The organism is Prevotella sp. MA2016 (assembly GCF_000619825.1).
In the GTDB taxonomy this organism is placed as follows: domain Bacteria; phylum Bacteroidota; class Bacteroidia; order Bacteroidales; family Bacteroidaceae; genus Prevotella.
In genome coordinates, this window is record NZ_JHUW01000009.1 from 1 (window position 1) to 11,986 (window position 11,986).

The following is an 11,986-nucleotide window of genomic DNA, read 5'->3' on the forward strand; positions in this document are numbered from 1 at the left end:
CAAAGCAAGCTTCGATCATGCTGCCCCTCGACTTGCATGTGTTAAGCCTGTAGCTAGCGTTCATCCTGAGCCAGGATCAAACTCTTCATTGTATAAAATATCTTCGATATTTTCTACGAGTCTTCGTCGTCGCTCGGAAATTGAAAGCAAGCTTTCATTTCTCTCGCTCCTAGAAGCCTTGTAAAAATAACCATTTGTCTCTGATTCAGAACGACTATCCTTCAAGAAATTGAAACGGTTTGTTTCTCTTTTACCCAAGAGCATTTCTGCTCTCGCTTCTTGTACTACTTCTGTCTATGTAAATCTTTCAAAGAACTCTTTCTTTTGTTGCTTGTCAGGTGGTGTTCCTGATTTGCGGGTGCAAAGGTACGGCTTTTTTTGGAACTACCAAAACTTTTCGAGAGAAATTTTCATTTTTCATGCATTTTTTTAGTCACTCTTGATATGCATCAATCGCGAATATTCATTCACATTATAATATTATATATAAGACCAAGAAGACCTGCTCCCAAAAACCGTGAGTTAACTCAAAAGTCTTTCTGAGCTAATTCAAAAGTCTTTTTGAGTTAACTCACGTCATTTTGAGGGTTGATTCGGAGAGAAAAACAAGCGAGCCATACGTATGCGTTAATTTCTGATAATTATTTTGCGATTTAAGAGAATTCGTTTATCTTTGCATCCCAATAGAAACAATAACCATCAATAAACATTTATTAGAAATGAGGAAAGTCATAGTAGGATTTGCAATTTTGTCATGCATCGCAATGACAAGTTGTGGTAATATGGGACAAGTTTTAGGAGCGATGACTAATGGTACTGGATTGACAAACGCAATAACGAGCGTTATCGGTCTCGACAAGATAAAGGCAAAAAACCTAATCGCCACTTGGAAATACGAAGGACCAGGCTGTGCATTCACCAGCGAGAATCTTTTAGCGAAAGCAGGTGGAGAAGTTGCTGCCGTACAAATTGAAGAAAAACTGCTACCCTATTATCAGCAAGTTGGTCTGTCGGCAAGCAACACATTCATCACCTTCAACGAAGACGGCACTTTTACATCCAAGATAGCAGGCACTCCCTTTAGTGGGAAATATACTTTCGACGAACCTTCGCAGAAAATAACTCTAAAGGGACTGCTGCTCAGTATGAACTGTTATGCCAAAAAGGAAGCAAATGGCATTTCAATCCTATTTGAATCCAAGAAACTGCTGACAGTTCTCCAGACCATGGCCGCCATGAGCGGAAACAAAGATTTGCAAACCATCGGTGATTTAAGCAAAAATTACGATGGCGTACGCGTTGGATTCGATATGAAACGGTAAAATTTGCAAATATATGCAGAAATATTTGGTTGGTTGCGAAATTTTGTATAATTTTGCAACCGATTTCTGAATAAATATACTGCGATGAAAGTAAAGACCAACAGATTAGAAGCGCTGAGACTGATCATATCAAGTCAGCAGTTAGGAAGCCAAGACGAATTATTGAATGCCCTTCAGAAAGAAGGCTTCAAACTAACGCAAGCCACCCTGAGTCGTGACCTGAAACAACTAAAGGTTGCCAAAGCTGCCTCTATGAGTGGCAACTACGTGTACGTTCTCCCCAACGAGACGATGTACAAACGAGTTAGCACCCCCAACAGCATCCGCGAGATGATGAAGGTTCCAGGCTTTATCAGTATCAACTTTTCAGGCAACATGGGTATCATCAAGACCCGTCCTGGTTATGCCAGTTCGATTGCCTGGAACATCGACAACAGCGACGTACCCGAGATATTAGGTACCATCGCTGGCGACGACACCATATTCATAGTAATTAAAGAAGGTGTGAAACATCAGGATGTGGTAGAAGCCCTGACTGACGTGGTACCAAACATGAAATAAAGTAGATAGAAATGGAAGAAGAAATTGAAGTCTTGGTAGCAGGACCTGAACACGAGAAGTATGTAGATACTATTCTCGACACCATTGCAGAGGCAGCAAAGGTGCGCGGTACAGGTATAGCCAAGAGAACGCATGAGTATCTGGCCAAGAAGATGATGGAGGCCAAAGCCGTCATTGCCCTGACCAAGGAAGGCCGTTTTGCCGGATTCAGTTATATTGAGACGTGGGAAAACCAGCAATATGTCACCACCTCGGGATTGATAGTTCATCCCGACTTCAGAGGCAAGCATATTGCCAAGCGTATCAAGGATATGACTTTCACACTAGCCAGAACCAGATGGCCACACGCCAAGATTTTCTCACTGACAAGCGGTGCCGCAGTAATGGCAATGAACACCGCACTGGGCTATCAACCAGTAACTTTCGCCAACTTAACTGATGACGAAGCTTTCTGGAAAGGTTGTGAAGGCTGCTGCAATGTTGATGTACTGCATCGTACAGGTCGTAAATATTGCATCTGCACAGCTATGCTCTACGATCCCACAGAGCATCTTCCTGCAAAAATCTCAGACGACGTATTGGCACGCATCCGCAAGATTGACGGGAAAGAAGAATAGCGTATAAGGTAAAAAAGTAAAAAGGTTAAAAAATAAAAAGCAACAAAGATATGGCAAACAAGAAAGTAGTAGTCGCATTTTCAGGAGGTCTCGACACCTCTTACACAGTAATGAAGCTCACCCAGGATGGTTGGGATGTCTATGCAGCATGCGCCAACACCGGTGGTTTCAGCGACGAGCAGTTGAAGAAAAACGAGGAAAACGCCTTTAAACTCGGCGCAAAAGCATACGTAACCCTCGATGTTACTCACGAGTATTATGAGAAATCACTGAAGTACATGATCTTCGGCAATGTATTGCGAAACAACTGCTATCCGATTTCCGTATCTAGCGAGCGTATTTTCCAGGCTATCGCCATTGCCCGTTATGCAAAGGAGATTGGTGCCGATGCCATCGCTCACGGATCTACTGGAGCCGGCAACGACCAGATTCGTTTCGACATGACCTTTCTTGTAATGGCCCCCGGTGTTGAGATTATTACCCTGACGCGCGATAAGAAACTGACCCGTAAGGAAGAGGTTGATTATCTGAACGAGCACGGTTTCTTTGCCGATTTCACCAAGCTGAAGTACTCATACAATGTAGGTATTTGGGGCACCAGTATCTGCGGTGGCGAACTGCTCGATCCTACTCAAGGACTACCTGAAGAGGCTTATTTGAAGCACGTAACTGCCAAGGAACAGGAGACACTGTTGAAGATACAGTTCGACAAGGGTGAAATTGTTGCTGTTAACGGCGAAAAGTTTGATGATAAGGTGAAGGCCATCCAAAAAATCGAAGAGATTGGTGCCAGCTATGCCATCGGTCGTGATGCCAACGTGGGCGACACCATCATCGGTATCAAAGGCCGTGTAGGTTTCGAGGCAGCAGCTCCGAAGCTCATCATCGAAGCTCACCGCCTGTTGGAGAAGTCAACCCTCTCTAAGTGGCAGCAGTATTGGAAGGATCAGGTTGCCAACTGGTATGGTATGTTCCTGCACGAGAGTCAATATCTGGAGCCAGTGATGCCAGATATTGAGGCTATGCTCACCAGCAGTCAGCGCCATGTAACAGGTACCGCTATTCTGAAGCTCCGTCCCTTCGGATTCGAAACAGTAGGTATTGACAGCGCCAACGATTTGACAAAAAGCAAGCTTGGCGAGTATGGTGAGACACAGACAGGCTGGACAGCCGATGAAGCAAAGGGCTTTATCAAGGTATCTAGCACACCACTGCGTGTTTACTACGGAATCCATAAAGACGAACAAAGATGATAAAAGTTGGTATATTAGGTGCAGCCGGTTACACAGGCGGAGAGTTGATTCGTCTGCTATTGAACCACCCCGATGCAAAGATTGTGTTTGCTAACTCAGAGAGTAATGCAGGCAATCTGGTATCGGATGTGCACGAAGGTCTGATTGGTGACACCGATTTGAAGTTCACCAGCGAGATGCCATTTGATCAGGTTGATGTGATATTCTTCTGTTTCGGTCACGGTAAGAGCGAAGCATTCTTGAAAGAGCATACCATTCCTGATAACGTAAAGATCATCGATCTGGCACAGGACTTCCGCATCAAAGGTAATCATGACTATGTGTATGGTCTGCCGGAGATTAACAAGGAAGAGATCATGAAGGCTCAGCATCTGGCCAACCCAGGCTGCTTTGCCACCTGTATCCAAGTAGCCTTGCTACCAGCAGCCCATCTCAACCTACTGAAAGAAGATGTAGCCGTCAATGCCATTACCGGTTCTACTGGTGCTGGTCAGAAGCCAGGAGCTACGACCCATTTCTCGTGGCGCAACAACAACTTGAGCATCTACAAGCCCTTCCAGCATCAGCATATAGCCGAGATTCGTCAGTCGCTGAAACAAATTCAGGGTTATCTGGATGCAGATATCGACTTCATCCCCTATCGCGGCGACTTTGCTCGTGGCATTTTCTGCACTGCAGTCATCAAGACAGCAGCTCCAGTAGAGGATGTTATCGAGGCTTATAAGGACTTCTACAAAGACGCAGCCTTTACGCACTATAGCGACAAAGCCATCGACCTGAAGCAGGTAGTAAACACCAACAAAGCTTTGGTACATGTAGAGAAATACGGCAATAAGCTACTGGTTACCTCTGCTATCGACAACCTACTGAAAGGTGCTGTAGGTCAGGCTGTACAAAACATGAATATCATGTTCGGTATCGACGAGACTGCCGGACTGAAGCTAAAGGCAAGTGCATTCTAAAAGAATTGAAGAGTTGAAAAATTGTAAAATTGAAGCTTATGAAACTGTTCGACGTATATCCGTTATTCGATGTAAACATCGTAAAAGGAAAAGGTTGTAAAGTATGGGACGACAAAGGTCAGGAATATCTCGACCTCTATGGTGGACATGCAGTCATCAGTATCGGCCACTCTCATCCCCATTATATAAATAAGGTAACAGAACAGCTGCAGAACCTCGGGTTCTATTCAAATTCTGTTATCAACAAGCTGCAAGTACAGTTGGCCGAACGTTTAGGCAAGATCTCTGGTTACGATGATTATCAGTTATTCTTGATTAATTCTGGTGCCGAGGCTAACGAGAATGCCTTGAAGCTGGCTTCGTTTAAAACAGGCAACACCCGTGTGCTGAGTTGCGAGAAAGCATTCCATGGACGTACAAGTCTGGCTGTTGAGGTAACCAACAATCCTAAGATTGTGGCTCCTATCAACGACAACCACCATGCCCGTTTTCTGCCTCTCAACGACTTGGAGCCATGGGTTCGCGAATTGTCGAAAGGCGGTGTGGCAGCTGTTATTCTAGAGTGCATCCAGGGTGTTGGTGGTATCCAGATGGCCACACCAGAGTTTGCGCAAGGGCTGGCTTATGCTTGTAAACGTTATGGTGCAGTGCTCATTTGTGATGAGATTCAGTGCGGCTATGGTCGTAGCGGAAAGTTCTTTGCCCACCAGTGGTTAGGCATCAAACCCGACATTATCACTGTTGCCAAGGGTATCGCAAACGGATTCCCTATGGGCGGCGTGCTGATTTCGCCAGAATTCGAGCCTGTTTACGGACAGTTAGGAACCACTTTTGGTGGTAACCACTTGGCTTGTGCAGCAGCATTGGCTACACTCGATGTATTTGAGGACGAGGGATTGGTAGAGAATGCCCGCGAGGTTGGCGACTACCTGATGGAAGGTATCCGCAACATTGGCAGTTCACACATCAAGGAAGTGCGCGGTCGCGGTTTGATGATTGGTATCGAACTCGACATGCCGCATGCGATGGTTCGCAAGCCACTCATCAAGCACGAGCATTGCTTCACTGGCTGTGCAGGTCAGAACATTCTGCGTCTGCTACCACCATTGTGCCTCACCAAGAAAGAGGCCGACGACTTTATCGAAAGACTGATTAGAGTTAAACCCGAAGAATTATGAAGATATCTGTAATAGGAGCTGGTGCCATGGGCGGCGCCACTGTTGAAGGCCTTATCAAAGGTCAGCAGTTCAAGAACGAAGATATTACCGTAAGCGATCCCTCGCAGGCGGTTGTTGATAAGTTTGCCAAGTTAGGCGTAAACGTCACGACCGACAACCACCAGGCAGCCAGTTCAGCTGATATTGTTTGCGTGGTGGTGAAACCTTGGTTGGTAGAACGTGTACTCACCGACATCAAAGCCGAACTCAATCCTAACAAACAACTTCTGATTGTGATCGCCGCAGGCGTTCCTTCTACAAGCATTAAGGAATGGTTGGGTGCCAACTGCCCCCCACTCTTCCTGGTGATTCCCAATATTGCCATTGCCGAACTGGCCTCGATGACATTCATTGTGCCATGCGACAATACCAAGAAAGAGCAAACAGATTTGATACAGGGCATCTTCAATGACATGGGAACCTCGCTCCTCACCGACGAGCAGCACCTGGCATCAGGCACCACCCTTGCCAGTTGTGGCATCGCTTATGCCATGCGCTACATCCGTGCAGCAGCTGAAGGTGGTGTAGAATTAGGCTTCAAGGCCGACGACGCCAAGAAGATTGTGATGCAAACCATGAAGGGAGCTGTAGAACTACTCGAAGCCAGCGGCATGCATCCCGAAGCCGCCATCGATTTGGTTACCACCCCTGGCGGACTTACCATCAAAGGCCTCAATGAGATGGAGCATGCTGGTTTCACCTCAGCAGTTATCCGAGGACTAAAAGCAGGACTGAAATGATACGAAAGCTATTGTTACTCTTGACATTCTTCTGTCTGACAGCATCGGCACAAGATACGCCCAATGCGCGTCAGGCCAAACGTGTATTCAACACGGCATGGAACCATATCTATGGTCAGGAGGGTGTTAAGTTTAACTATAAGCTCAACATCCTTAGCTTATATAAGGAAGAAGGCTATTCATGCAACAAAGGCAAAAAGAGTATATCAGAACATAAGAACACCATCATCTATGACGATGGAGATTTGAAACATATCGTACGCACCAACAAGAAAATTGTGGAACTCCACGACCCCAAGGTAAACAAGAAGGACGAGAAGTTACAGATGTTCAAGTTTGAGCCCGACAGCTATAACTACGCTATTGCAAAGGATCCAGAAGGTTTGCTAGTCACCCTCGAAGCCAAACCAGGCACAAAAGTCAAGATGAAGAAAATCATTGCCCTACTCACGCCTGGCAACTATTATCCCAAGAAGTTGCGTATCAAGGTAAGTCTATTCTGGGCAACCATCACCTTCTCAAACTTTCAAGCTGGCAATATAGATGATAATCTCTTCATCTTCCCTAAAGAAAAATATGCAAATTACAAAATTATTGATGAACGATAAATAACATAGAAAATATGGATGAGCAATTAAAACAAATAGGAGAACGCCTTCGCGGATTGCGCGATGTTCTCGACATTCCAGTCAGTGAGATGGCCGAGACCATCGGCATCGACTCAGAAAAGTACGAGAAGATTGAGAAGGGTGAACTTGACATCACCATCTCAAACCTCATGAAGATAGCCCATAAGTACGGTGTATCAGCTGAAGAGCTGATGTTTGCCGAGGCACCTCATATGAAATCATATTTCGTGGTTCGTAAAGGTCAGGGCATGAGTGTTGAACGTACCAAAGCTTACAAGTACCAGAGCTTGGTTAGCGGTTTTGTAAACCACAATGCCGATGTATTCATTGTAACAGTTGAACCCAAACCAGGTGCACGCACCATATATAAGAACACTCACCCCGGTCAGGAGTTCAATATGGTACTCGAGGGCAAGATGGAGCTTTTTATTGGTGGCAAGACCATCATTCTTGACGAAGGCGACAGCATCTACTTCGACTCATCAAAGCCCCACGGCATGCTGGCAGTAGGCGACAAGCCCGTGAAATTCCTCGCCTTCACCGTCGAGTAAAGTTGAAGGATTATATTATTGAAAAATTGAATTTATGGTAGAAAGATTTTTAAAGCAGACACATTTCGAGTCTGTAGAGGATTACAATAAGAATCTGGAATTCATCATTCCAGAAAACTTTAACTTTGCCTACGATGTCATGGATGCGTGGGCAGAGGAAGCACCCGAGAAGTTAGCATTGCTCTGGACCAACGACCAGGGCGAGGAGATACGTGCCACCTATCAGCAGTTGAAAGAACAGAGCGACCAGGCTGCCGCCTACCTCATGTCGATTGGTATCGGCAAGGGCGACCCTGTGATGCTGATTCTGAAGCGCCGCTACGAGTGGTGGATTGTGATGCTGGCCCTTTGCAAGATTGGCGCCATCGTCATCCCTGCAACCCACATGCTCACCAAACACGATATTGTGTATCGTAATACCCGTGCCTCTATCAAGGCCATCATCTGTGTGGATGATGCTTATGTTTGCGAACAAATTCGCCTGGCCATGCCAGAGAGTCCTACGGTAAAACAATATATCACCATTACTGATCATGGTAAGCCCATCCCCGAAGGATTCCGCGATTATCAGACTGAGGTAGTAAAAGCGCCTAAGTTTGAGCGTCCTGCTTTCGTTAATAACAACGAAGACACCATGATTATGTACTTTACCTCTGGAACCAGTGGCGAACCAAAGATGGTAGCCCACGATTACCTGTATGCGATGGGACACCTCACCACCGGTGTTTTCTGGCATAACCTGCATGAGGGCTCACTCCACCTCACTGTTGCCGATACCGGTTGGGGTAAAGCTGTGTGGGGCAAGTTCTATGGTCAGTGGTTTGCCGGTGCAACTGTGTTTGTTTTCGACCATGAGAAGTTTAATGCCGACACCCTGCTACGCCAGATGGAGAAATATAAGGTTACCAGTTTCTGTGCTCCCCCCACTATCTACCGTTTTATGATTCGTGAGGATTTGAGCAAGTACGACCTAAGCAGTCTCCAGTATTGCTGTACTGCAGGCGAAGCCTTAAACCCTGCCGTCTATGATAAGTTCTACGAGAAAACCGGCATCCGCATGATGGAGGGCTTTGGTCAGACAGAGACAACCATGACGCTCGGCACCTTCCCTTGGATGACCCCGAAACCCGGTTCGATGGGTATCCCCAACGCCCAGTATGATATCGATCTGCTTCGTGCCGATGGTACCAGTTGTGAGGATGGTGAGAAAGGTGAGATTGTGGTACGCGTAGGCGACAAGAAGCCTATTGGCTTGTTCAAGGGTTACTACCGTGATGAAGAGAAGACCCGCGAGGCATGGCACGACGGCATTTATCATACTGGTGACATGGCCTGGCGTGACGAAGATGGTTACTACTGGTTCGAAGGACGTATCGACGATGTTATCAAGTCGTCGGGTTACCGCATCGGTCCGTTCGAAGTAGAGAGCGCCCTGATGACTCACCCTGCCGTGGTTGAGTGCGCCATTACTGGTGTGCCAGATGATATCCGTGGCATGGTGGTGAAGGCCACTGTTGTACTCGGCAAGGAATGGAAAGACAAAGCGGGTGAAGACCTTGTAAAGGAACTTCAGCAGCATGTCAAGAAGGAGACGGCTCCTTATAAGTATCCTCGCATTGTGGAATTTGTTGATGAGTTGCCCAAGACCATCAGCGGTAAGATCCGCCGTGTAGAGATTCGCAAGAAAGACGCTGAGAAATAGGTTTGATTGAAGATTGAACATTGAACATTGATAATTAGTGATGGCTGCACATAATGAGTTAGGGAAATGGGGCGAAGATAAAGCCGCAGAATATCTACGACAAAATGGCTATCAGATTATTGAACGCGACTGGAAATCGGGGCGTCGGGATATCGACATCATCGCCACAGACGGCAATAGTATGGTATTTGTCGAAGTAAAGACCCGTCGCAACCGATTATTCGGTGAACCGGAAGAGGCTGTTGATTACCGCAAGTTGCAAAGCCTGCGTCTGGCCATCAACCACTACATCAAGTTTCGCCGCATCAACAGTGAGATAAGGTTCGACATCATCTCTGTAGTAGGCATGATAGGCGGAAAGCCCGAAATCGATCATATCAAAGATGTACCATTATATTAGAAGATGAAAAGAAGAATTGTTATCAAAGTAGGTTCGAATGTACTAACGCGTGCCGATGGCAAATTAGACGTTACCCGTATGTCAGGTCTTGTAGATCAGATAGCCTGGTTACGCAAGCAGGACATTGAGGTCATACTCGTCACCTCAGGTGCCGTAGCCTGTGGCCGACGCGAACTGACAGTCGATCACTCGCTCGACAGCGTAGAGCAGCGTCAGCTGTTTTCAGCTGTTGGTCAGGTTAAGCTTGTAGGTCTCTACTATGACTTATTCCGCGAGTTTGGCATTCATGTTGGTCAGGTACTCACCATGAAGGAAAATTTCCAGCCCGGCGAGCAGTATCGCAATCAACAGGCTTGTATGACGGTCATGCTTGAGAACGATGTGCTCCCTATCGTCAATGAGAACGACACCGTTTCGGTAACCGAGCTGATGTTTACGGATAACGATGAACTATCGGGCCTCATCGCACAGATGATGAAGGCTGATTCACTCATCTTGCTATCAAACATTGACGGCATCTATACAGGTCATCCCGACGACCCAACTTCAGAACTGATACAGAAAGTTGCTCCCTGCACTGACCTCTCCAAATATATCAAGGAAGAAAAGAGCGCCTTCGGTCGAGGTGGCATGCACTCAAAGTACCACACGGCTAGCAATATCCAGTCGGCAGGCATACATGTCATCATCGCCAATGGCACCCGTGATGATATCCTGATCGACCTGATAGAGAGACCAGAGTCAACACCTCATACAGAATTCCTAACCTAATAGAGCTATGCAACTTAAAGATACATTCGAGCGTGTAAAACGTGCCAGCAAGAGTCTGGCTTTGCTTACCGATAAGCAACGCAACGAAATACTCCATGCCGTTGCCGATGCCATCGTCAAGAATAAGGAGAGAATACTGAAGGCCAACGCCCAGGATTTGGCTAAGATGGATAAAGCCAACCCACTATACGACCGTCTGCAACTCACAGACAGTCGTTTGGAGGATATTGCTTCCGACATGCGTAACGTAGCCACCCTACCCTCGCCATTAGGCCATATCACCAAACAAAAAACGCTACCCAACGGTCTTCGTCTTTGCCGTGTCAGCGTGCCCTTTGGTGTGATTGGCATGATTTACGAGGCACGCCCAAATGTTACCTTTGATGTTTTCTCGCTCTGCTTCAAAAGCGGCAATGCCTGTGTTCTAAAGGGCGGTAAGGATGCTGACTGCAGCAACCAAGAAGAGGTTGCTTTGATTCATGAGGTATTACAGCAATATGGCGTATCTAAAGATGTGGTAGCCCTGTTGCCTGCCACCCACGAAGCTACTGGCGAGATGCTGAATGCAGTAGGATATGTAGATCTTTGTATTCCACGCGGCGGTCGTAAACTCATCGACTTTGTACGCGATACAGCCCGCATCCCGGTCATCGAGACTGGTGCAGGCGTGGTAAACACTTATTTCGATAAAGATGGCGACCTTGAGATGGGTCGAGCCATCATCCTGAATGCCAAGACACGCCGTGTGTCGGTTTGCAATGCGCTGGATTGCCTGTTAGTACATCGAGATAGATTAGATATATTATCAGAGTTAGTAAGTCCGTTGGCCGAAAAGCAGGTGATCATCTATGCCGACGACCAGGCTTATGCTGCTATCGATGGCAAGTATCCTTATCTGGAGCATGCCACTGAGGAGAGTTTTGGAACCGAGTTTATGGACTATAAACTTGCCATCAAGACCGTAGCCAACCTTGACGAGGCATTAGCCCATATAGACCAGAACGGTAGCGGCCATAGCGAGGCCATCATCACCAAGAACGAGCAAACGGCACGTATATTCCAGGCCCATGTTGATGCAGCCTGTGTTTATTGGAATGCCCCTACTTCGTTTACCGATGGTGCCCAGTTCGGTCTTGGCGCCGAGATTGGCATCTCCACTCAGAAGCTCGGTCCGCGCGGTCCTATGGCACTCGAGGAGATAACCACTTACAAGTGGCTCATCGAAGGCGAAGGACAGGTGCGACCATAAGAAATAATTAAG

General features: G+C 46.7%; 14 protein-coding genes. All 14 read left to right on the forward strand.

Annotated elements, in window-relative coordinates:
- Positions 1–184, forward strand: a 184-nt coding sequence (locus T360_RS16505; protein WP_231488115.1) for a hypothetical protein, incomplete at its 5' end; no start/stop codon positions are given.
- A 598-nt stretch (positions 185–782) separates the two neighbouring features.
- Positions 783–1,322: a DUF4923 family protein gene (locus T360_RS0106080; protein ID WP_231488116.1), complete on the forward strand. Its 540-nt coding sequence runs from the start codon at positions 783–785 to the stop codon at positions 1,320–1,322.
- An 84-nt stretch (positions 1,323–1,406) separates the two neighbouring features.
- Complete coding sequence (argR, locus tag T360_RS0106085; RefSeq protein WP_013064565.1) at positions 1,407–1,883, forward strand: arginine repressor; 477 nt, start codon at positions 1,407–1,409, stop codon at positions 1,881–1,883.
- A gap of 11 nt (positions 1,884–1,894) precedes the next feature.
- On the forward strand, positions 1,895–2,500 hold the full coding sequence (locus T360_RS0106090) for a GNAT family N-acetyltransferase (RefSeq protein ID WP_028911992.1): 606 nt from the start codon (positions 1,895–1,897) through the stop codon (positions 2,498–2,500).
- Positions 2,501–2,550: 50 nt separating this feature from the next.
- A complete protein-coding gene (locus T360_RS0106095; protein WP_028911993.1) occupies positions 2,551–3,753 on the forward strand; it encodes an argininosuccinate synthase in 1,203 nt (400 codons plus the stop codon).
- Positions 3,750–4,715 carry an N-acetyl-gamma-glutamyl-phosphate reductase gene (gene argC / locus T360_RS0106100; protein WP_028911994.1) on the forward strand — a complete coding sequence of 322 codons (966 nt, stop codon included), beginning with the start codon at positions 3,750–3,752 and terminating at the stop codon, positions 4,713–4,715. The genes T360_RS0106095 and argC overlap by 4 nt, the downstream gene beginning before the upstream one ends.
- A 38-nt stretch (positions 4,716–4,753) precedes the next feature.
- Positions 4,754–5,893 carry an aspartate aminotransferase family protein gene (locus tag T360_RS0106105; RefSeq protein WP_028911995.1) on the forward strand — a complete coding sequence of 380 codons (1,140 nt, stop codon included), beginning with the start codon at positions 4,754–4,756 and terminating at the stop codon, positions 5,891–5,893.
- Positions 5,890–6,672 carry a pyrroline-5-carboxylate reductase gene (locus T360_RS0106110; protein WP_028911996.1) on the forward strand — a complete coding sequence of 261 codons (783 nt, stop codon included), beginning with the start codon at positions 5,890–5,892 and terminating at the stop codon, positions 6,670–6,672. Before T360_RS0106105 ends, T360_RS0106110 begins: the two co-directional genes overlap by 4 nt.
- Positions 6,669–7,280: a hypothetical protein gene (locus T360_RS0106115; RefSeq protein WP_028911997.1), complete on the forward strand. Its 612-nt coding sequence runs from the start codon at positions 6,669–6,671 to the stop codon at positions 7,278–7,280. The genes T360_RS0106110 and T360_RS0106115 overlap by 4 nt, the downstream gene beginning before the upstream one ends.
- 14 nt (positions 7,281–7,294) lie before the next feature.
- A complete protein-coding gene (locus tag T360_RS0106120; RefSeq protein ID WP_028911998.1) occupies positions 7,295–7,852 on the forward strand; it encodes a helix-turn-helix domain-containing protein in 558 nt (185 codons plus the stop codon).
- Positions 7,853–7,886: 34 nt separating this feature from the next.
- Positions 7,887–9,554: an AMP-binding protein gene (locus T360_RS0106125; RefSeq protein ID WP_028911999.1), complete on the forward strand. Its 1,668-nt coding sequence runs from the start codon at positions 7,887–7,889 to the stop codon at positions 9,552–9,554.
- Positions 9,555–9,594: 40 nt separating this feature from the next.
- Positions 9,595–9,954 (forward strand): YraN family protein, encoded by a 360-nt coding sequence (locus tag T360_RS0106130; protein ID WP_028912000.1) that lies wholly within the window; start codon positions 9,595–9,597, stop codon positions 9,952–9,954.
- A 3-nt stretch (positions 9,955–9,957) separates the two neighbouring features.
- Positions 9,958–10,725 carry a glutamate 5-kinase gene (gene proB, locus T360_RS14765; RefSeq protein ID WP_051523432.1) on the forward strand — a complete coding sequence of 256 codons (768 nt, stop codon included), beginning with the start codon at positions 9,958–9,960 and terminating at the stop codon, positions 10,723–10,725.
- A 7-nt stretch (positions 10,726–10,732) separates the two neighbouring features.
- On the forward strand, positions 10,733–11,974 hold the full coding sequence (locus tag T360_RS0106140; RefSeq protein WP_028912219.1) for a glutamate-5-semialdehyde dehydrogenase: 1,242 nt from the start codon (positions 10,733–10,735) through the stop codon (positions 11,972–11,974).
- The last annotated feature ends 12 nt before the right edge of the window (positions 11,975–11,986 follow it).